Origin of the sequence: Klenkia brasiliensis (genome assembly GCF_900100695.1) — a bacterium.
Classification (GTDB): domain Bacteria; phylum Actinomycetota; class Actinomycetes; order Mycobacteriales; family Geodermatophilaceae; genus Klenkia; species Klenkia brasiliensis.
Genome location: NZ_FNCF01000002.1, coordinates 300,523 through 320,579, shown reverse-complemented (window position 1 = coordinate 320,579; position 20,057 = coordinate 300,523). Strand labels below are relative to the sequence as shown.

Genomic DNA, 20,057 nt, shown 5'->3' with positions numbered 1-20,057 from the left:
AACCGGGCACCTATTGGTGACCTGCGCAACACTGGGTGGGGGTGGAGATGTACGCCGAGGAACGCCAGCAGGCCATCGCCGGCCTGGTCGCCCAGCGCGGCCGGGTCGCGGTGACCGCGGTCGCCGAGCGGTTCGGGGTCACCACCGAGACCGTGCGGCGCGACCTCGCCCTCCTCGAGCGCTCGGGGATGCTGCGCCGGGTGCACGGCGGCGCGGTGCCCGCCGGCACGCTCACCGTCCTCGAGCCCGGCCTCGGGGAGCGGCGCAGCACCCGCACCGAGCAGAAGCGCCGCATCGCCACCGCGGCGCTGGCCTACGTCCCCGAGGCCGACGGCAGCCTGATCCTCGATGGCGGCAGCACCACCGCCGCGCTCGCCGAGGTGCTCCCGGCCGGCCGCCGGCTGCTCGCGGTCACCAACTCCGTGCCCATCTCCCACCGGCTGTCCGCCGCCCCCGGCATCAGCCTGCACGTGCTGGGCGGGCGGGTGCGCGGCATCACCCAGACCGCGGTGGGCGAGTCCACCGTCGCCGCGCTGGCCGACCTCAAGGCCGACGTGGTCTTCCTCGGCGCGAACGGGGTCACCGGCTCGCACGGCTTCACCACCCCCGACGAGACCGAGGCCGCCTCCAAGCGCGCCATGGTCAAGGCCGCCCAGCGGGTGGTCGTGCTCGCCGACAGCAGCAAGCTCGGCCGCGAGCACCTGGTCCGCTTCGCCGCCGTCGACGACGTCGACGTGCTGGTCACCGACGACGAGGCCGACCCGGACGTCGTCTCCGAGATCGAATCGCACGGGATCGAGGTCCTCACCGCATGAGCATCGTGACCCTGACGGCCAACCCCAGCCTGGACCGCACGCTGTCGCTGCCCGGCCCGCTGGAGCGCGGCAGCGTCGCCCGGCTGGCCCCCAGCAGCACCGAGCCCGGCGGCAAGGGCGTCAACGTCTCCCGCGCGGTCGCCGCCGCCGGTGCCGACGTCGTGTCCGTGCTGCCCGCGGCCGACGACGACCCGATCGTGCGCGCCCTGCAGCAGCTGGGCCTGCGGCTGGCCACCGCGCCGATCGGCCAGCCGGTGCGCACCAACTACACCCTCACCGAGCCCGACGGCACCACCACCAAGCTCAACGAGCCCGGTGCCCCCCTCGACGAGGCCACCCGCTCGGCGCTGGCCGCGGCCGTGGCCGAGCACGCCGCCGGCGCCCGCTGGGTGGCGCTGTGCGGCTCGCTGCCCCCGGGCACCCCGCTGGACTGGTACGCCGACCTGGTCCGCGCGGTGCGGCCGACCGGCGCGCGCATCGCCGTGGACACCTCCGAGGCGCCGCTGCTGGCGCTGCTGGCCGCCGGGCCCGACGCCGCCCCCGACCTGCTCAAGCCCAACACCGAGGAGCTGGCGCAGCTGGCCGGCACCACCGAGGCCGAGGTCGTCGCCGACCCCGAGGCCGCGCTGGCCGCCGTCGCCGTCCTGCACGAGCGCGGCGTGCGCGAGGTGCTCCTCACCCTCGGGGCCGACGGGGCCCTGCTCTCGACCGCGGACGGCGAGCTGTTCTCCGCCCGCCCGCCGGCCATCACCGTGCGCAGCACGGTGGGCGCCGGCGACTGCAGCCTGGCCGGCTACCTGCTGGCCGACCTCGACGGGGGGTCCGCCGCCGACCGGCTGCGCTCCGCTGTCGCCTACGGCGCGGCCTCGGCATCGTTGCCCGGCTCCGCCGTGCCCACCCCGGCCCAGGTGGACGGTCCCGCCGTCCGGGTCACCCCCGGCTTCGCCGGTTCTGCACCGTCCCTGTCCCACTGAGCCCACTTCCCCGCCGCAGCCCCCTTCACGACCAGGAGCACCCGTGTCCGCACTGATCACCACCGACCTGGTGGCGCTCGACGTCAGCCCCGGCGCTGACAAGACCGCCGTCATCAGGCAGCTCGCCGAGCTGGTCGCCCGCAGCGGGCGGGCCACCTCGGCCGAGGGCCTGTACTCCGACGCGATGGACCGCGAGGCCAAGGTCGCCACCGGCCTGCCCGGCGGCATCGCGATCCCGCACTGCCGCTCGGCCGCCGTCACCGAGGCCTCGCTGGCCTTCGCCCGGCTGCGCCCCGGCGCCGACTTCGGCGCCGCCGACGGCCCGGCGGACCTGGTGTTCCTGATCGCCGCCCCCGAGGCCGGCGACGCCGACCACCTGACCCTGCTGTCCTCGCTGGCCCGCGCGCTGGTGCGGCCGGAGTTCGTCGCCTCCCTGCGCGGCGCCTCCTCCGCCGACGAGGTCGTCGCCCTGGTGCAGGACGTCGTCTCCCCCGCCCCGGCCACCGCCGCCGCACCGGCCGCCGCCGCTGCCGCCCCGGCCGCCGCGCCCGCCGCCGGCGGCCCGACCCTGGTCGCGATCAGCGCCTGCCCGACCGGCATCGCGCACACCTACATGGCCGCCGACAAGCTGGCCGCCGCCGCCCGCGAGATGGGTGTCGAGCTGCACGTGGAGACCCAGGGCTCCTCGGGCTCCACCCCGCTGGACCCCTCGGTCATCAGCAAGGCCGCCGCGGTCATCTTCGCCGTCGACGTGGGCGTGCGGGACCGCGACCGGTTCGCCGGCAAGCCGGTCGTGCAGTCGGGCACCAAGCGGGCCATCCAGGAGCCCGAGGTCATGATCCGCGAGGCGCTCGCCGCTGCGCAGGACCCGAACGCCCGCCGGGTGCCCGGTGGATCGGGCGCCGACGCGGCCGCCGCGTCGTCCTCGGGCGGCCAGGGGGTCGGCTCGGAGATCCGCCGCTGGCTGCTCACCGGTGTCAGCTACATGATCCCGTTCGTCGCCGCGGGCGGTCTGCTCATCGCGCTGAGCTTCCTGCTCGGCGGCTACCAGATCGTGCTGACCGACCCGGCGTCCGCGTCGGGCCAGAGCTACGCGCTGAACTGGGCGCTGAACAACAGCTTCTTCAACCTGCCGGTCGCCGACGCCGGCACCGGCCTCAACGACGGCCTGCTCGGCTACCTCGGCGCGCTCTGCTTCGTGCTCGGCGGCGCGGCGTTCGGCTTCCTCGTCCCGGCACTGGCCGGCTACATCGCCTACGCGATCGCCGACCGCCCCGGCATCGTGCCCGGCTTCGTCGTCGGCGCGGTCTCCGGCACCGTCGGCGCCGGCTTCCTCGGCGGCGTCGTCGGCGGCATCATCGCCGGCTTCGCGGCCAAGTGGATCGCCTCGTGGAAGCTGCCCTCCGGTGTCCGCGGGCTGCAGCCGGTCGTGATCATCCCGCTGCTGGCCACGCTGATCTCCAGCGGCATCATGGTGCTCTTCCTCGGCCGCCCGCTGGCCGCGGCGCTGACCGGCCTGGGCAACTTCCTCAACGGCCTCACCGGTGCCTCGGCGATCCTGCTCGGGATCATCCTCGGCCTGATGATGTGCTTCGACCTCGGCGGCCCGGTCAACAAGGCGGCCTACGTCTTCGCCACCACCGGCCTCACCGCGGCGATCGCCGGCGACGGCGGCCGCCAGCAGCTGGTCATCATGGCCACCGTCATGGCCGCGGGCATGGTCCCGCCGCTGGCGATGGCGCTGTCCACCGCGATCCGGCCGAAGCTGTACACCGCGGCCGAGCGGGACAACGGCAAGGCCGCCTGGCTACTGGGTGCCTCGTTCATCTCCGAGGGCGCCATCCCGTTCGCCGCGGCCGACCCGCTGCGGGTCATCCCCTCGATGATGCTCGGCGGTGCCACCACCGGTGCCCTGGTCGCCGGCTTCGGCGTCCAGCTGCGGGCCCCCCACGGCGGCATCTTCGTGTTCTTCGCGATGAGCAACGCGCTGCTGTTCTTCCTCGCGGTGATCATCGGGACCATCGTCGGCGCCGTCGCGGTGACCGCCGCCAAGAGCATCGGCCGCAAGCCGGTGGCCCCCGCCGAGGCCACCGAGGCCGCGATGGCCGGCAGCACCGTGAACACCACGGGTGCCGCCGTCGCCGCCAGCTGACAGGATCAACCCCGACCCCGGGGCGCGGGCGGCCACCCCGCCCGCGCCCCGCACCTCACTCGACGCAGAGGAGACCCCCTCGATGCCCAGCAAGACCGTGACCGTCGGTTCCGCCGTCGGCCTGCACGCCCGCCCCGCCGCCCTGATCGCCGAGGCGGTGAGCAAGTCCGGCAAGCCGGTCACCCTCGCCACCCCCGGCGGCAACCCGGTCGACGCCGGCTCCCCGCTGATGATCATGACCCTGGGCGCCAAGAAGGGCGCCGAGGTCGAGGTCAGCAGCGAGGACGAGGCCGTCCTCGCCGAGATCGCCGGCATGGTCGAGCGCGACCTCGACGCCGAGTAACCAGCACGACCCCGACGGCCCCCTCCCGCACCCGCGGGAGGGGGCCTTCGTCGTCCCCGGCCCCCGAGACCGGGGTTCGCGGGGTCGTCGACGGGCCCAGGACCCCGCGAACCCCGAACTCGACGTCGCACCGCGGGGTTCTGGCCCCCTCGACAGGTGCCCGGAGGGCGCGGGCCCCGCAGACGGGCGCTAGAGCGCCAAGGCGACGCCCGGGTCGTGCAGGACGGCGCCGACGTCGGCGAGGAACCGGCTGCCCAGCTCGCCGTCGATGATCCGGTGGTCGAAGGACAGCGCCAGCTGCGTCACCTGCCGGACCTTCACCTTGCCCTTGTGCACCCACGGCATCTCGCGGACGGCGCCGAAGGCCAGGATGGCCGACTCGCCGGGGTTGAGGATCGGCGTCCCGGTGTCCACCCCGAACACGCCCACGTTGGTGATCGTGATCGTGCCGCCGGACATGTCGGCCGGGGAGGTCTTCCCCGCCCGCGCGGTGGCGGTCAGGTCGGCCAGCGCACCGGCCAGCTCGGCCAGCGACAGGCGGCCGGCGTCCTTGATGTTGGGGACGACGAGGCCGCGCGGGGTGGCCGCCGCGATGCCCAGGTTCACGTAGTCCTTGACCACGATCTCCTGCGCCGCCTCGTCCCACGAGCTGTTCACCATCGGGTGCCGCCGCGCGGCCAGCAGCAGCGCCTTGGCCACGAACAGCAGCGGGCTGACCTTGAGGCCGGCCAGCTCCGGCCGCGCAGCCAGCCGGCCGCGCAGCGCCATCATCCGGGTGACGTCGACGGTGAGGAACTCCGTGACGTGCGGGGCGGTGAAGGCGCTGGACACCATCGCCGCGGCGGTGTGCTTGCGCACGCCCTTGATCGGGATGCGCTGCTCGCGGTCCGCGGTCCCGCCGTCGCCCTCGGGGAACCGGACGACGGTCTCGGCCGCCGCCGGCTCGACCACGGCCGAGCGGGCGGCGTCGACGTCGGCGCGGGTGATGACCCCGCCCGCGCCGGTGCCGGTGACGGTGGTCAGGTCGATGCCCAGGTCCTTGGCGTACTTGCGCACCGGCGGCTTGGCCAGCGGGCGGGGCGCGCGCCGGCCGGGGGCGACCGCGGTGCCCGAGGCCGCCTCGGTGTCGGCGGCGTGCTGCTCGGCGGCCCGGCCGACCTCCAGCCCGCCGTGCCGCACCGGCTTGCTGGTGGCGTCGGGCGCGGTGGCCAGCAGGGGCGGGCGGTCGGTGCCCGACCCGTAGTCGGCCTCGGGCAGAACGGCGGCACCGTCCTGCCCGGCGGTGGGGGCCTGCGCGGCGGGCGCGGTGGCCCGCTCGGCGACCGTGGTGCCCGACCGGCGCGGGCGCCGCACCGCCTCGGTGTTGCGGGGTCCGTAGCCGACCAGCACCGACGTCCGCCCACCCGGCGCCGGACCACCGATGAGGCCGGCGGCCGGGGTGTCGTCGGCGGGCGCGTCGGGCGCGTCGCCGCCGATGTCGATGGTGATGATCGGGGCGCCGACGTCGACCGTCGTCCCCGGCTCGTGCAGCAGCTCGACCACCGTGCCGGCGTACGGGCTGGGCAGCTCGACGGCGGCCTTGGCGGTCTCCACCTCGCACAGCGGCTGGTTGGTGGTCACCGTGTCGCCGACGGCGACGAGCCACTGCAGGATCTCGCCCTCGGTCAGGCCCTCGCCGACGTCGGGCAGCTTGAACTGGCGCAGGTCCGGCATCTCAGAACCCCATCGAGCGGTCGACGGCCTCGAGCACCCGGTCCAGGTCGGGGAGGTACTCCTCCTCGAGCTTGGACGGCGGGTAGGTGACGTCGTAGCCACCGACCCGCAGCACCGGGGCCTCCAGGGAGTGGAAGCAGCTCTCGCTGACCCGGGCGGCGATCTCCGCGCCCAGGCCCAGCGTGGTCTGCGCCTCGTGCACCACCACGCAGCGGCCGGTGCGGCGCACCGACTCCTCGACGGGGGCCAGGTCCAGCGGGGAGAGCGTGCGCAGGTCGACGACCTCCAGCGAGCGGCCCTCGGCCTCGGCCGCCTCGGCGGCCTGCAGCGCGGTCTTCACCATCGGGCCGTAGGCCAGCAGCGTGACGTCGTCGCCGGCGCGCACAACCCGGGAGCTGAACAGCGGCGGGGGCGCGGCGTCGAGGTCGACCTCGGCCTTGTCCCAGTACCGGCGCTTGGGCTCGAAGAACACCACCGGGTCGGGGTGGGCGATGGCCTGCTGCAGCATCCAGTACGCGTCGGCCGGGTTGGACACCGCGACGACCTTGAGGCCGGTGGTGTGCGCGAAGTAGGCCTCGGGGCTCTCGCTGTGGTGCTCGACCGCCCCGATCCCGCCGCCGAAGGGGATGCGGATGGTGATCGGCATCGGGAGCTTGCCGCGCGAGCGGGCGTGGATCTTGGCGACCTGGGTGACGATCTGGTTGTAGGCGGGGAAGACGAACCCGTCGAACTGGATCTCCACCACCGGCTTGTAGCCGCGCATGGCCAGCCCGACCGCGGTGCCCACGATGCCGGCCTCGGCCAGCGGGGTGTCCACGACGCGGGCCTCGCCGAAGTCCTTCTGCAGGCCGTCGGTGATCCGGAAGACCCCGCCGAGCTTGCCGATGTCCTCGCCCATGAGCACGACCTTCGGGTCGTCCTCCATCGCCTTGCGCAGGCCGGTGTTGAGCGCCTTGCCCAACGTCAGGGTGCTCACTTCTCGAACCCCTCCTGGTAGGCGAGGAACGCGGCGCGCTGGGCGGCGATCTCCTCGGTCTGCTCGGCGTAGACGTGGTCGAACATCTCGGTGCCGGCCGGGTCGGGCATCTCCAGCGTGCCCTTGCGGATGCGGGCGGCGAGTTCGTCGCCCTCGGCGTCGACGCCGGCGAAGAACTCGGCGTCGGCCTTGCCGGAGCGGGACAGGTGCGCCTTGAGCCGGGCGATCGGGTCGCGCAGCTTCCACTCCTCCAGCTCGTCGGCCAGCCGGTAGCGGGTGGGGTCGTCGGAGGTGGTGTGCGCGCCCATCCGGTAGGTGAAGGCCTCGATGAAGGTGGGCCCGGAACCCTCCCGGGCCCGGGCGAGCGCCGCCCGGGTCACCGCGAGCACCGCGAGGACGTCGTTGCCGTCGACGCGGACGCCGGGGAAGCCGAAGCCCGCCGCGCGCTGGAACAGCGGCACCTTGGACTGGCGCTCGATCGGCACCGAGATGGCGTACTGGTTGTTCTGGCAGAAGAAGACCACCGGGGCGTCGAAGGTGGCCGCCCAGATGAAGGCCTCGTTGACCTCGCCCTGGCTGGTCGCGCCGTCGCCGAGGAAGGCGATGGCGGCCGCGTCGGCGGTGTCGCGCTGGATGCCCATCGCGTAGCCGGTCGCGTGCAGGCACTGCGCGCCGATGACGACGGTGTAGAGGTTGAAGCGGGTGGCGACCGGGTCCCAGCCACCGAGGTCGTTGCCGCGGAAGAGGCTGATGACGTCGAGCGGGTCGACGCCGCGGGTCCAGGCGACCCCGTGCTCGCGGTAGGTCGGGAAGGCCATGTCCGCCTCGCCCAGCGCGCGGCCGGCGCCGATCTGCGCGGCCTCCTGGCCCTGCAGCGAGGCCCAGATCCCCAGCTCGCCCTGGCGCTGCAGGGCGGTGGCCTCGACGTCCCAGCGACGGACCAGCGCGAGGTCGCGGTAGAGGGAGCGCAGTTCCTCGTCGGTGACGTCCAGGGAGTACTCGGGGTGCTCGACCCGCTCGCCCTCGGGGGTCAGCAGCTGCACCAGATCGGGCTGGGCCGGCAGGTGGGGCGCGGCCGCCCCCGGTACCGGGTCGACCATCTCTCGCACGGCGGTCACCGTCGTCCTCCTCACGTCGCGGTCCTGCATGTGCAGCACATCACTCCCGCGTCGGGATGCGCAAGGAGATCGTGTTCGACCGAGCAGATTGTTCACCCGAGGCCGGGTGTGGCGTGGCACACTGAGCAGCGTGCCCGGGATCGACGCCACCGACGCCCGGTTGCTGCTCGCCCTGTCCGAGGACCCGCGGGCCACGGTGATGGCGCTGTCGCAGACCCTGGGCCTGGCCCGCAACACGGTGCAGGCCCGGCTGACCCGGCTGGAGTCCGGGGGCGCGCTGGACCCCTTCGAGCGACGGCTGCGCCCCGAGGCGCTGGGCTACCGGCTCACCGCCTACATCACCGTCACCGTGGTGCAGACCTCGCTCGCCGAGGTGAGCACCGGCCTGGCCGACATCCCCGAGGTGCTCGAGGTGATCGGGCTGTCCGGCGTGGCCGACCTGCTGGTGCAGGTGGTCGCGGTCGACGCCGACGACCTGTGGCGGATCAGCGAGCAGGTGCTGGCCATCCCGGGCGTGCAGCGCACCGACACCAACCTGGCGCTGCGACGGTTCGTCGACCACCGGATGGCCCCGCTGCTCAGGCGCGCCGCACAGGCCTGACCGGGGCGTTCCCCGGTTAGGGTGCGCCGTGCGGTCCCGGTCCCTGCTCGTGCTCGCCGCGCTGGTGCTCACCGGCTGCCGCGTCGACGGGACGGCGTCCCCGGCGCCCGAGGGCTGGGCGTTCGTCGACGAGCAGCCCTGCGCACCCTCGACCGGCGCCGGCGACTTCTCCTGCGTGACCCTGTCGGTGCCGGTGGACCACGCCCGCCCGGCCGGCGAGCACTGGGACGTCACCTTCGCCGTGCTGCGCGCCGAGGGCGAGCGCCGCGGCGTCCTCGTCACCGCCACCGGCGGGCCGGGCTCCAGCGGGCTGGCCGCCGCCGACGCCTACACGCAGTCCTTCCCCGACGAGGTCCGCGAAGGCTTCGACGTGGTGTTCTTCGACCAGCGCGGCATCGGGCTCTCCCAGGAGTTCCGCTGCGACGACGCGTACGACAGCTACTACGTGCCGGTCGACGCGTCCTCGTCGGCCGGCGACCGCGACGAGTTCGCCGAGGCCAGCACGTAGTTCGGCGAGGACTGCTTCGCCGAGGCCGGCGTCGACCCCGCCGACGCCCCCCGCTACGCCACCACCCAGGCCGTGGAGGACCTCGAGGACCTCCGGCAGTGGCTGGGCGCGCCGCAGCTGACCCTCTACGGCGAGAGCTACGGCACCCAGTACGTGCAGACCTACGCGGCCGGCCACCCCGAGCGGGTCGCCGGGCTGGTGCTGGACGGCGTCGTCGACCTGAGCACCGACCAGCCCCTGTTCGCCGTCGAGCAGGCGCGGGCCGGGGACGACGTGCTCGCGGCGACCTTCGCCCGCTGCGACGCCGACCCGGTCTGCGCCGACGCCGCTCCCGGGGACACGGCCGCCGGCTACGACGCCCTGCTCGAGCGGCTGGCCGACGCGCCGGTCACCCCGCCCGGCGGCGACCCCGTCGACGACCTCACCCTGCGCGCGGCCGCCGGTTCCTCGACCAGCGACCCCTACAGCCGCGAGGAGTTCACCGACGCCCTGAACGAGGCACTGGTCGGCGACGTGTCCGGCCTCGACGAGCTCGGCAACGCCGCCGGCGGCGGACCCGACCCGAGCTTCTCCGACGCGCTGTTCTACGCCGTCGAGTGCCAGGACTACGACGTCGTGCCGCAGGGCGGCGACCCGCGGGCCGTGCTCGACGAGTGGCTCGACGTCTCCGCGCAGCAGGGCATCGACCAGCTGCGGGTGGGCGGCTCCTACTACGGCGACCTGGACTGCCTGTTCTGGCCCGGCTCGTCGACCACGCCGGACTTCGACCGCCCGGCCCCGGTCACCGACCCGCCGTACCCGGTCATGGTGCTCAACGCCGACACCGACCCGAACACGCCGTTCGTCGGGGCCGAGGACGTCTTCCGCGACCTCGTCCCCGGGGCGGGGCCGGCCGACGCCGCGGTCGTGCAGCTCTACGGGCCGCACGTGCTCTACGGCCGCGGCGACCCGTGCGTCGACGACCCGGTGAACACCTTCATCACGACCGGGCAGGTGCCCGACCGGCGGATCACCGTCTGCCGCTGGTGACCGTTTCCCGCCCCCGCCGGAGCGGGTAGCGGGTGCCCATGGCGAAGCGGACGCCCCTGGGCGCAGTGGGCAAGGGCAGGCGCGGCATCTCCACCGGCGGGTGGGTGCTCCGCGGGGCAGCCGCCGGCGCCGCGGGGACGACGGTGCTCAACACGGTCACCTACCTGGACATGGTGCTGCGCGGGCGCGGGACCAGCGACACCCCCGAGCAGACCGTCGAGGCACTGGCCGACAAGGCGCACGTGCAGATCCCGGGCGAGGGCGACACCCGCGACAACCGCGTCGCCGGGTTGGGGCCCCTGACCGGCATCGCCGCCGGTGTCGGGGTCGGCGTCCTGGCCGGGCTCGCCCGCGCCGCGGGGTTCCGCCCGGCCCCGGTGGTCGGCGGCCTGGCCGCCACGGTGGGCGCCCTGGTCGGCGCGAACGGGCCGATGGCCGCCCTGGGCATCAGCGACCCGCGCACCTGGTCGGCCACCGACTGGGCCAGCGACGTGGTGCCGCACCTGGCCTACGGGTTCGCCACCCACGCCACGCTGGCCGCGCTCGACCGCGCCTGAGCCGACTCAGCGCCGGCCGGCCCAGCGCCAGCCGGCTCAGCGCCAGCCGACCGGGTCCACGCCGCCGGGCACGGGCGCGGCCGGGTCGTAGGGCTGGCGGGTGAACACGAACGTGGCCAGGTCCAGGTGGTCGTCGGCGATGCGCAGCACCTCGCCCGCGAAGTAGCCGTCCAGACCCACCCATGCGCCGTCGTCCCGGCGGAGGAACCGGCTGGCCCGGCCGGCGCGGCCGGGCAGCGGGCCCAGGTGCAGCAGGCCGCCGGCCTGGGCGCGCAGCACGTAGGGCGCCGGGCCCCAGAACCAGACGCCGAGCACGTCCAGCGGCACCGGCGGAGGGGACGGCGACCAGGCCGGCCCCACCCACGGCTCGGCGGCGCGCAGGTCGGCCAGCAGCCCGGGCACGAGCGGGTCCAGGCCGCTGGTGGTGTTGGCCAGCATCACCGCCCCGGCCATCTCGGCGCGGTCGACGAACACCCCGGCGAGGAAACCAGGCATCGAGCCGCCGTGCCCGACGAGGGTGGCGCCGTCGACCCGCATCACCTGCACCCCCAGCCCGTAGGCCGACCAGCCGGCCGCGGAGGAGTCCACGCCGGCCGGCACGCACATCTCGGCCAGCGTCGCGGGGGCGAGCACGTCGCCGGTGTCGCCGAGCAGGAACGCGGCGAAGCGGCCCAGGTCGGTCAGCGTCGCCCACAGCTGCCCGGCGGCGTCCATCACGCCGGCGTCGTGCTCGGGCTCGGGCAGCACGACGTCGGCCCAGGGGTGGACGGCGGTGCCGCGCGCCGCGGTGCCCGAGGGGCGCGGGGTCGTGCGGGTCATGCCGAGCGGGCGCAGCACCTCGTCGGCGACGGCGTCGGCCCACGGCCGGCCGCGGTGGCGGGCCACGAGCTCGCCGAGCAGGCCGAAGCCCAGGTTGGAGTAGTGGAACCGGCGGGCCGCGCCGAGCACCACGTGCTCGGGACCCAGCCGCAGCTCCTCGAGCGTGCCGCCGGGCACCCGCTCCCACCAGCCGCCCGGGCTCTCGCTGGAGGCCCCGGCCAGGTGCGAGAGCAGCTGCCCGACGGTGCGGTCGCCTAGCGGGGTGCCGGGGACGTGCCGGTCCAGCGGGTCGTCCAGCCCCAGCCGGCCCTCGTCGCGCAACCGCATCACCGCGACCGCGGTGACGGTCTTGCTGATCGAGCCCAGCCGGAACTGCACGTCGGCGTGCGGCTCGGGGACGTCGCCGCGGCCGGCCGACCAGGCCAGCCCGCCGTCGCGCACCACCCCGGCGACCAGGCCGGGGGCCCGGCCCTCGCGCTGCACGCGGGCGGTGCGGGCGAGCAGCGTGCGGGCGGTGGTGGGGGCGACGTCGGGCATGACCCGCAGGCTAGGGGGTGGCGACCGGCCGGCCGACCGGCAGCCGACCGGCGCGGACGGCCCGGCGCTCGAACCAGACGGTGGCGAACGGCGGCACGGACGCGACCAGTGCCAGCAGGCCGGTCCGGATGTCCCAGCGCAGCACCCGCCAGGCCACCACGGCCAGCACCACGTAGACGACGAAGACCCCGCCGTGGATCGGCCCGGCGATCTGCACGCCGAGCTCGGAGGTGCGCAGCACCCACTTGACGAACATGCCGGCCAGCAGGAGCCCCCAGCTCACCGCCTCCGCGAGGGCGACGACGCGGAAGGCGCGGGCGACGGTCCGGGGTTCGAGGAGGCTGGCCACGACCGGGAGCAACGACCGGGGCGCCGCCGGGGTCCCCGGGTGTGACCGACCCCGCACAGCACGGGGCCCCGGTCACCACGAGGGTGACCGGGGCCCCGGAGCTGCGCGGGTGTCAGCCGGCGAGGCGGCGGTAGGCCGTGGGCGAGGAGCCCATCGCGTCGATGCTGGCGACCTTGACCACGTCACCGGACGTCGGCGCGTGGACCATCATCCCGTTGCCGATGTAGATGCCGATGTGGCTGACCGGTGAGTAGAAGGCCACCAGGTCGCCGGGCTGCAGGTCGGCGCGCGACACGGCCTGGCCCATCGAGGCCTGGGCGCGGCTGGAGTGCGGCAGCGAGATGCCGGCGGCGGCGTAGGCGTACTGCACCAGGCCCGAGCAGTCGAAGCTGTTCGGCCCGGAGGCGGCCCACACGTAGGGGTCGCCGCGCTGGGCCATCGCGGTGTCGACGGCGGTCTGCGCGGCGGCGGAGTTGGCGACCACCGTGCTGGCCGGGGCGGACGCGGACGAGCTGTCCGACCCGCCCGAGGAGCTCGACGACGACGCGGGGGAGGTGGCGGTGTCACCGCCGCCGTGGCTGGCCTGCACCGCGGCCTGCTCCGCGGCGTTGAGCCGCTCGTACTGCGCCTGGTAGTCGGCGATCTCGGCGTTGAGCTGGTCCTGCTGGGCGCTGACCGCGTCCAGCTGGGCCTGCGCGTCGGTGGTGGCCTGGTCGGCCTGCTGCTGGGCGGCCGCGGCGGCCTCGTTGGCCTGCTGCGCCGCGCTGAGCACGTCGGTGGTGTGCTGCGAGAGCAGGTCCAGGGTGGCCGTCTGCTCGACGAACTCCCCGGCCGAGCTGGCCGACAGCAGGGTCTGCAGACCGGTGAGCTGGCTGCCGCCCTGGTAGGCGGTGCGGGCGACGTCGGTGACCGAGCCGCGGGCGGCGTCGTAGGCGGCCTGGGCGGCCTGCGCGTCGGCGGCGGCCTGGGTGGCGGCGGCCTGGTCGGTCTCGAGCGCCACACGGGCGTCGTTGAACTGCTCGGTCAGCACCTCGAGCTGGTGCCCGCGGTCGGCGACCAGCTGGGCGGCCTCGGCGGCGGTGGTGGGCTCGGCGGTGTCGCCGGGGGCGGCCTGCGCGGGGGCGGTGGTCACCAGGACCCCGGCGGCGGCGAGGAGGGTGATCGCTGCGCGACGCCCCCGGAGGAGGGCAGGGCGGCGCGCGGCCGTGCTGGTACTCGCCATGTGCGGCGGGTGGTCCTTTCTTCCCACAGGCCGCCTACCGGGTTAGCTGACGGATTCGGGCGGGAAGGTCGCCCGGCACGTGGGCCCTCGCGGGCCGTCGGTGCTTCACCCCAGTGCTTCGGTGGGTCCCCGGTCCTGGCGCGCCCCGGTGGTGCTGGTGTGGTGCGGGGGGCGGCCGTGGTTCGGCGGCGTCCGGCCGGTGCCACCCCTGGCGGGTGGCGGAACGATCCGTCCGGACGGCCCGACGGTAGGTGCGTAACCCAGTCGTGACAACCCACCCTCCTCCGTTTGTGGACTTCCGCACGCCCGCGCCGAGGACACGCCATGAGCACGCTCACAACCCGTGACCACCTCGTTGCGCCTGTTGCGGGTGGGACAGGATGCCGGGATGCGTCACGACGTGGTGGTGGTCGGCGGAGGGCACAACGGGCTCGTCGCCGCGGCGTACCTGGCCCGCGCGGGCCGGTCGGTGCTGGTCCTGGAGCGCCGGGCGGGGCTCGGCGGCGCGGCGGTGAGCGAGCGGGTCTTCCCCGGGGTCGACGTCCGGCTCTCGGCCTACTCCTACCTGGTCAGCCTGCTGCCCGACCGGCTGGTGACCGACCTCGAGCTGGGCATCGAGCTCGCCGACCGGTCGGTGAGCTCGGCGACCTTGCTGGGCGACCGGGCGCTGCTGGTCGAGCGCGACCCGGGCACGGCGACCGCGGCGTCCTTCCGCGCGCTGACCGGCTCGGACGCCGAGTGGGCGGGCTGGCAGCGCCTCTACGGCCGGCTCGCCACCCTGGCCGAGGACCTCTCCCCCACCCTCGTCGAGCCGCTGCTCGACCGGGGCGAGCTGGAGGGCCGGCTGCGCGACCCGCAGCTGTACCGCGACCTGGTCGAGCGGCCGCTGGCCGACGTGGTCGCCGACCACCTGGACTCCGACGTGGCCCGCGGGGTGGCGCTGACCGACGGGCTGATCGGCACCTTCGCCGACGTGCACGCCGCCGACGGCCTGGCCGGCCGCTGCTTCCTGTACCACCTGGTGGGCAACGGCACCGGGCTGTGGCGGGTGCCGGTGGGCGGCATGGGCGCGGTCAGCGGCGCGATGGCCGACGCCGCCCGGCGGGCCGGGGCGGAGCTGCGCACCCGGGCCACCGTGACCGCCGTGGAGACCCGCGCCGACGGGGTGACGGTGCACTGGACCGACGACGAGGGGACGGCGCACGCCGTGGACGCCGGGCACGTGGTGGCCGGCTGCGCCCCCGCCGTCCTCGACGAGCTGACCGGCGCCGCCCCCGGGCCGCGGCCGGAGGGTGCCCAGCTCAAGGTCAACATGGTGCTCACCCGGCTGCCCCGGCCCCGCTCGGGCCTGGACCCCTCGGTGGCCTTCGGCGGCACCTGCCACGTCGACGAGGCCGCCTCCCAGATCGACGCGGCGTACGCGCAGGCAGCGGCCGGGGCGCTGCCGGACACCATCCCGTTCGAGGTGTACTGCCACTCGCTGACCGACCCGTCGATCACCGGCGGCACCGGCCTGCACACGCTCACCCTCTTCGGCCTGCACACCCCGGCCGGGCTGTTCGCCGCCGACCCGGTGGGCACCCGCGAGGAGGCCGTGCGCCGGGTGGTCGCCCAGCTGGACGCCCAGCTCGAGGAGCCGCTGGCGGGGTGCCTGGCCACCGACGCCGAGGGCCGGCCGTGCCTGCAGGCCGCGTCCCCGCTGGACGTCGAGGCCTCGCTGGCCATGCCGGGCGGGCACATCTTCCACGGCGACCTGGCCTGGCCGGTGGCCGACGAGGCGCACCCGGCGGGCAGCTGGGGAGCGGGCACCGCGCACCCGCGCGTGGTGTCGGCGTCCTCGGGCGGGACGGTGCGCGGCGGGGCGGTCAGCGGGCTCGGCGGGTACGCCGCGGCGCGGCATCTGCTGGGATGAGCCGGTGGAGACGACCGGCGCAGTGCTGCGCAGCCAGGGTGGTCAGTACGAGCTCGTGACGCTGGAGGTCGGCGACCCCGGCCCCGGCGAGGTGCTGGTGGAGATGGCCTACGCGGGCCTGTGCCACTCCGACGAGCACCTCCGGCACTCCAACGCCGGCGGCCGGTACCCCATCGTCGGCGGCCACGAGGGCTCCGGGCGGGTGCTGGCGGTGGGGCCCGGGGTCAGCCGGGTGGCCCCCGGCGACCACGTCGTGGCCAGCTTCCTGCCCGCCTGCGGCACCTGCCGCTGGTGCGCCTCGGGCCGGTCCAACCTGTGCAACCTGGGCGCCACCATCGCGACCGGTCAGCTGCCGACCGGCACCTGGCCCTTCCGGCTGGACGGCGAGGAGCTGGGCGCGTTCTGCATGGTCGGCGCCTTCGCGCGGCACTCGCTGCTGCACGAGGCCTCGGTCATCAAGATCCACCCGTGGCTGCCGCTGGACACCGCGGCGCTGATGGCCTGCAGCGTCCCCACCGGCTGGGGCTCGGCCGTGTACGCCGGCGGGACCCGGCCCGGGGACACCGTGGTGGTCGTGGGCTGCGGCGGGGTGGGCGCCAACGCGGTGCAGGGCGCCGCGCACGCCGGTGCCTCGCACGTGGTGGCGGTGGACCCGGTCGCGTTCCGGCGGGAGTTCGCGCTCACCGTCGGCGCCACCCATGCCGTCGCGAGCTCGAAGGAGGCCGCGGCGCTGGCCCGCGAGCTGACCTGGGGCAACGGCGCCGACGTCGTCGTCCTGACGCTGGGGTCGACCGATCCCGAGAGCACCCGGCTGGCCGCCCGCTGCCTGGGCAAGGGCGGCACCCTGGTGCTCACCGCCCTGGCCGACGTCGCCTCCGACGTCACGCTGTCGCTGCAGGGCAACGGGGTGACCGCCTACGAGCACCGCATCCAGGGCGCGCTGTTCGGCAGCTGCAACGCCCACCGCGACGTGCCGATGCTGCTGCGGCTGGCCGAGGAGGGGAAGCTCGAGCTCGACCGGCTGGTCACCCGCCGGTACTCCCTGGACCAGCTGCACCAGGGCTTCGCCGACCAGGCCGCGGGCGAGACGATCCGCGGCCTGCTGGTGCACGCGGACTAGCCCTTCACCGCCCCCTCGTTGGCGCCGGCGACGAAGTAGCGCTGGAAGACGAAGAACACCACGGCCACCGGCAGGGTCATCAGCAGCGCCGCGCCCAGGGTGAGCGGGAACTGGTTGCCCGACCCGAGCTGGCCGGTGGTCAGCGTCGCCACGCCCTTGGTCAGCGTGTAGAGGTCGCGGTCCTGGCTGGCCACGATGAAGTGCGGCAGCTCGTTCCACGACGCCTGGAAGCTGAGGATGGTCAGCGTGATCAGGGCCGGGCGGGCCATCGGCAGCACCACCGACCAGAAGATCCGGAAGGTGCCCGCGCCGTCGATGCGGGCCGCCTCCTCGATCGAGGCCGGCACGCTCTCGAAGAACTGCTTCATGATGAACACGCCCGCGGCGTCGGCGACCAGCGGCAGGAACAGCGCGACCGGGGTGTCGTAGATGCCGAGCTGGTTGAGCACCAGGAACTTCGGGATCAGCAGCACGACGCTGGGCACCGCCATGACCGCCAGGACGGCGGTGAACAGCGCCGAGCGGCCGCGGAAGCGCAGCCGCGCCAGGGCGTAGCCGGCCAGCGAGCACAGGAACACCCGGCCGAGGGTGACCAGCAGCGACACCCACACCGAGTTGAAGCCCCAGAGGGCGAAGTCGGTGTCGAACAGCCGGCCGAACGCCGCCGTGGTCACCGGGTCGGGCAGCAGCGACAGCGGGGAGTTCGTCGCGTCGCTGTTGGTCTTGAACGACGTCACCACCTGGATGACGAAGGGGTAGACGTAGACCAGCGCGAAGAACACCAGCACCGCGTAGGCGAGGAACCGGCCCACGGGGAACCGGCGACGGCGGGCCGGCGCGGGGGCGGGGGTCCGGACAGGGGGTGTCTCGAGGGCGGCGGTCATGGCTGCCTCACCGGTCCGCGTGGAAGAAGGTCGTGGACGTGCGCCGCCGGGCGGCCGCCCGGGCCGCCTTCCTCTCGGCGGCGGCGTCCTTGTCGCGCATGAGGAACCGCTGCAGCGTGGTGAGCACGACGATGATCGCGAACAGCACGAACGACATCGCCGCGGCCCGGCCCCACTGCCCGACCTCGAACGCCGAGGTGTAGCTGAGGTAGGCCGGCGTCAGGGTCGTCTTCGCCGGGTTGCCCTGGCTGATCAGGTACACCTGGTCGAACACCTGCCAGGTGCCGATCAGGCCCAGCGTGGTGACCAGGAACAGGGTGGGCCGCAGCGCCGGCAACGTCACGGCGCGGAACCGCTGCCACCGGTTGGCGCCGTCCATGACGGCGGCCTCCCGCACGTCGGCGGGCACGTCCTGCAGCGCCGCCAGGAACATCAGCATGTAGCCGCCGGCCGACGTCCAGACCACCAGCAGGATGAGCGCGGCCAGCGCGATCGACGGCCCGGACAGCCAGTCCCACCAGGTCAGCCCGGCCGGGCCGCCGGAGGTCAGCGCCGCCGGCGGGTTCGCCGAGTCCCACAGCCCGAGCCCGTCGCCGACCAGGTGCAGCAGCCCGCGGCTGTCGCTGAACCAGTTCGGCCCGTCGATCCCGAACACCCCGAGCAGTGCATTGACCGCGCCGCCGCCGGTGAACAGGAAGATGAAGACCAGGCTGATGGCCACCGAGCTGGTCACGGTCGGGAAGTAGAAGGCGGTCCGGAAGAACCCCTTCGCCCGGATCCGCGAGTTCAGCACCAGTGCGAGGCCCAGCGCGATCGCCGTCTGCAGCGGCACCACCAGCAGCACGTACCAGGCGTTGTTGCGCAGCGCGGTCATGAAGTCCTGCCGGGCCAGACCCGGCTCGGTGAGGATCGCCGCGTAGTTGTCGAACCCGACGAAGCCCACCGAGCCGCTGAACGGCGACCCGCGGCCGCGCCAGTCGGTCAGGCTCACCCAGAACGCCATGAGGATCGGGATGAGCACGAACAGCCCGATCAGCACGGCCTGCGGGGTGGCGAAGGCCCAGCCCGCCCGGCCCTGCCCCGCGCGCGAGGCGCCGGGCGCCCCCGACCCCCGCAGGGGCCGCGTCCGCAGGCCCCCCGCGGGGGCCGGGGCGGCGGTCATCCGCCGATCGCCTGCTCGAGGTTGGTCTGGGTGGACTGCAGGATCTCGGCCGGGTCACCGGTCTCGACGGAGCCGAGCTGGCTGTCGAAGTCCTGCAGCACCGGCTCCACGCCCGGGGCGTTGACCGGGCCCTGCGCGTAGTCGGCCCCGGCGATGTAGGCCTCGCGCTCGGGGAACTGCTCCAGGTAGGCGTCGGCCAGCGACTGGCGCGAGGGCAGCACGCCGGTGTCCTGGGTCAGCGCGGTCATCGCGTCGCCGCCGGTCAGGTAGGTGGCGAGGTCGACCGCAGCGTCCTGCGCGTCGCTGTCGGAGGCCACCGCCAGGCAGTTGGTGAACGACAGGGTGCCCGGGCCACCGGGGCCCTCGGGCAGCGGGACGACGGTGTAGCCGACGTCGGGGTAGTCGTTGGCCATGCCGCCGACCAGCCAGTTGCCCTCGATGGTCATCGCGGCCTTGCCGGTGCCCAGGGCCTCCACGCCGTCACCGGCGTCGACGTCGCCGGGGAAGCTGAAGCTGCCGGACTGCAGGTTGGTCTGCAAGTACTGCAGCGCCTCGAGGTTCTCCGGGCTGTCCGCGGTGACCTCGCTGCCGTCCTCGGACAGGAACCAGCCCCCGCCCTCGACCATGAACGCCCCGACCCGGTCCCGGGTCGCGTTGACGACCAGGCCGGTCTGCCCCCCGGTGGTCAGCCGCTGCGCCACCGACGCCAGCTGGTCCCAGGTGGTCGGGTAGTCGGCCTCGGTCAGCCCGGCCGCCGACCACGCGGCGTCGTTGATCTCCAGCGCGAGGGTGGAGAAGTCCTTGGGCAGGCAGTACTGCGTGCCCTGGTAGGTGAAGGCGTCGAGGAGGTTCGGGTAGAAGTCGTCGGCGTCGTCGACCTGGTCCACGTAGGGGAACAGGTTGCCCGCGTCGGCCTGGTCGGCCAGCCGGCTGGCGTCGAGGTAGAACACGTCCGGCGGGTTGCCGCCGGCGAAGCCCTGCGCGAGCTCCTGCGACAGGTCGGCGGCCACCTGGACCTCGACGGTGTTGCCCGACTGCTGCTCGTAGGCGTCGACCTGCTCCTGCACGGCCTGGGTCTCGGCGTCGCCGGAGCTGGCGATGAGCATGGTCAGCGAGGCGCTGCCGGACTCCTGCTGCTGGGCGCCGTCGTCGAACCCGCCGCCGCACGCGGCGGCCAGGGACAGCGTGGCGACGGCGACCGCCGCCTGCGCGGACCGTCGGATCGGGGATCTCACGGGGTTCCTCCTCGTCGAGGTGGCCGGCGGC

Annotated in this window: 19 protein-coding genes, 1 pseudogene and 1 riboswitch; of the genes and pseudogenes, 11 read left to right on the top strand and 9 right to left on the bottom strand. The window is 74.7% G+C overall.

What is annotated here, in order from left to right; translation table 11 throughout:
- Window positions 1-47 precede the first annotated feature (47 nt).
- From BLT39_RS05895 to BLT39_RS05880, 4 genes are all read left to right on the top strand, one after another.
- On the top strand, window positions 48-815 hold the full coding sequence (locus tag BLT39_RS05895) for a DeoR/GlpR family DNA-binding transcription regulator (RefSeq protein WP_091060385.1): 768 nt from the start codon (window positions 48-50) through the stop codon (window positions 813-815).
- A complete protein-coding gene (locus BLT39_RS05890) occupies window positions 812-1,789 on the top strand; it encodes a 1-phosphofructokinase family hexose kinase (protein ID WP_091060382.1) in 978 nt (325 codons plus the stop codon). The genes BLT39_RS05895 and BLT39_RS05890 overlap by 4 nt, the downstream gene beginning before the upstream one ends.
- Before the next feature lie 43 nt (window positions 1,790-1,832).
- Window positions 1,833-3,941 (top strand): PTS fructose transporter subunit IIABC, encoded by a 2,109-nt coding sequence (locus BLT39_RS05885; protein WP_091060378.1) that lies wholly within the window; start codon window positions 1,833-1,835, stop codon window positions 3,939-3,941.
- Window positions 3,942-4,023: 82 nt separating this feature from the next.
- On the top strand, window positions 4,024-4,284 hold the full coding sequence (locus BLT39_RS05880) for an HPr family phosphocarrier protein (protein ID WP_091060375.1): 261 nt from the start codon (window positions 4,024-4,026) through the stop codon (window positions 4,282-4,284).
- A 189-nt stretch (window positions 4,285-4,473) separates the two neighbouring features.
- Here BLT39_RS05880 and BLT39_RS05875 read toward each other — a convergent pair whose 3' ends face one another.
- Genes BLT39_RS05875 through pdhA form a run of 3 tightly spaced genes read right to left on the bottom strand, consistent with a single transcriptional unit; the run spans window position 4,474 to window position 8,091 of the window.
- The gene (locus BLT39_RS05875; protein ID WP_091060372.1) at window positions 4,474-5,997 is read right to left on the bottom strand and encodes a dihydrolipoamide acetyltransferase family protein; all 1,524 of its coding nucleotides are present in this window, start codon (window positions 5,995-5,997) and stop codon (window positions 4,474-4,476) included.
- A gap of 1 nt (window position 5,998) precedes the next feature.
- Entirely contained in the window at window positions 5,999-6,973 is a 975-nt protein-coding gene (locus tag BLT39_RS05870; protein WP_091060368.1) for an alpha-ketoacid dehydrogenase subunit beta, read from the bottom strand.
- Window positions 6,970-8,091, bottom strand: coding sequence for a pyruvate dehydrogenase (acetyl-transferring) E1 component subunit alpha (gene pdhA, locus BLT39_RS05865; RefSeq protein WP_242658189.1), 1,122 nt, complete (start codon window positions 8,089-8,091; stop codon window positions 6,970-6,972). The genes BLT39_RS05870 and pdhA overlap by 4 nt, the downstream gene beginning before the upstream one ends.
- Before the next feature lie 130 nt (window positions 8,092-8,221).
- Between pdhA and BLT39_RS05860 the strand changes: the two genes are divergently transcribed.
- From BLT39_RS05860 to BLT39_RS05845, 5 genes and pseudogenes are all read left to right on the top strand, one after another.
- On the top strand, window positions 8,222-8,692 hold the full coding sequence (locus tag BLT39_RS05860; RefSeq protein ID WP_207507655.1) for an Lrp/AsnC family transcriptional regulator: 471 nt from the start codon (window positions 8,222-8,224) through the stop codon (window positions 8,690-8,692).
- A gap of 28 nt (window positions 8,693-8,720) precedes the next feature.
- Window positions 8,721-9,200, top strand: a complete 480-nt coding sequence (locus tag BLT39_RS05855; RefSeq protein WP_091060359.1) for a hypothetical protein — start codon at window positions 8,721-8,723, stop codon at window positions 9,198-9,200.
- A 60-nt stretch (window positions 9,201-9,260) separates the two neighbouring features.
- Window positions 9,261-9,419, top strand: a pseudogene (locus tag BLT39_RS23460) (alpha/beta fold hydrolase); the annotation flags it as partial.
- Window positions 9,399-10,229 (top strand): alpha/beta hydrolase, encoded by an 831-nt coding sequence (locus BLT39_RS23455; RefSeq protein ID WP_341349860.1) that lies wholly within the window; start codon window positions 9,399-9,401, stop codon window positions 10,227-10,229. The pseudogene BLT39_RS23460 and the gene BLT39_RS23455, both read left to right, overlap by 21 nt.
- A 38-nt stretch (window positions 10,230-10,267) precedes the next feature.
- Window positions 10,268-10,786, top strand: coding sequence for a hypothetical protein (locus BLT39_RS05845; RefSeq protein ID WP_207507653.1), 519 nt, complete (start codon window positions 10,268-10,270; stop codon window positions 10,784-10,786).
- 36 nt (window positions 10,787-10,822) lie between these two features.
- Here BLT39_RS05845 and BLT39_RS05840 read toward each other — a convergent pair whose 3' ends face one another.
- The 3 genes from BLT39_RS05840 to BLT39_RS05830 all read right to left on the bottom strand — a co-directional run bounded on the left by BLT39_RS05840 (window position 10,823) and on the right by BLT39_RS05830 (window position 13,623).
- A complete protein-coding gene (locus tag BLT39_RS05840) occupies window positions 10,823-12,142 on the bottom strand; it encodes a serine hydrolase domain-containing protein (protein ID WP_091060353.1) in 1,320 nt (439 codons plus the stop codon).
- 10 nt (window positions 12,143-12,152) lie between these two features.
- Window positions 12,153-12,491 (bottom strand): DUF3817 domain-containing protein, encoded by a 339-nt coding sequence (locus tag BLT39_RS05835; RefSeq protein WP_242658188.1) that lies wholly within the window; start codon window positions 12,489-12,491, stop codon window positions 12,153-12,155.
- A gap of 112 nt (window positions 12,492-12,603) precedes the next feature.
- A complete protein-coding gene (locus BLT39_RS05830) occupies window positions 12,604-13,623 on the bottom strand; it encodes a C40 family peptidase (RefSeq protein ID WP_242658187.1) in 1,020 nt (339 codons plus the stop codon).
- Window positions 13,624-13,728: 105 nt separating this feature from the next.
- Window positions 13,729-13,874, bottom strand: a riboswitch (cyclic di-AMP (ydaO/yuaA leader).
- A 227-nt stretch (window positions 13,875-14,101) separates the two neighbouring features.
- On the opposite strand from BLT39_RS05830, the gene BLT39_RS05825 reads away from it, so the two are divergent.
- The gene (locus BLT39_RS05825) at window positions 14,102-15,625 is read left to right on the top strand and encodes a phytoene desaturase family protein (protein WP_091060345.1); all 1,524 of its coding nucleotides are present in this window, start codon (window positions 14,102-14,104) and stop codon (window positions 15,623-15,625) included.
- A 4-nt stretch (window positions 15,626-15,629) separates the two neighbouring features.
- Window positions 15,630-16,745, top strand: a complete 1,116-nt coding sequence (locus BLT39_RS05820; protein WP_091060341.1) for an NDMA-dependent alcohol dehydrogenase — start codon at window positions 15,630-15,632, stop codon at window positions 16,743-16,745.
- On the opposite strand, the gene BLT39_RS05815 is transcribed toward BLT39_RS05820, so the two are convergent.
- The 3 genes from BLT39_RS05815 to BLT39_RS05805 are packed head-to-tail and all read right to left on the bottom strand — an operon-like array spanning window position 16,742 to window position 20,026.
- On the bottom strand, window positions 16,742-17,629 hold the full coding sequence (locus BLT39_RS05815) for a carbohydrate ABC transporter permease (protein WP_091060339.1): 888 nt from the start codon (window positions 17,627-17,629) through the stop codon (window positions 16,742-16,744). The two genes, BLT39_RS05820 and BLT39_RS05815, sit on opposite strands and share 4 nt — an antisense overlap.
- A gap of 7 nt (window positions 17,630-17,636) precedes the next feature.
- On the bottom strand, window positions 17,637-18,791 hold the full coding sequence (locus tag BLT39_RS05810) for a carbohydrate ABC transporter permease (RefSeq protein WP_091060336.1): 1,155 nt from the start codon (window positions 18,789-18,791) through the stop codon (window positions 17,637-17,639).
- On the bottom strand, window positions 18,788-20,026 hold the full coding sequence (locus BLT39_RS05805; RefSeq protein ID WP_091060333.1) for a sugar ABC transporter substrate-binding protein: 1,239 nt from the start codon (window positions 20,024-20,026) through the stop codon (window positions 18,788-18,790). Before BLT39_RS05805 ends, BLT39_RS05810 begins: the two co-directional genes overlap by 4 nt.
- Between the last annotated feature and the right edge of the window lie 31 nt (window positions 20,027-20,057).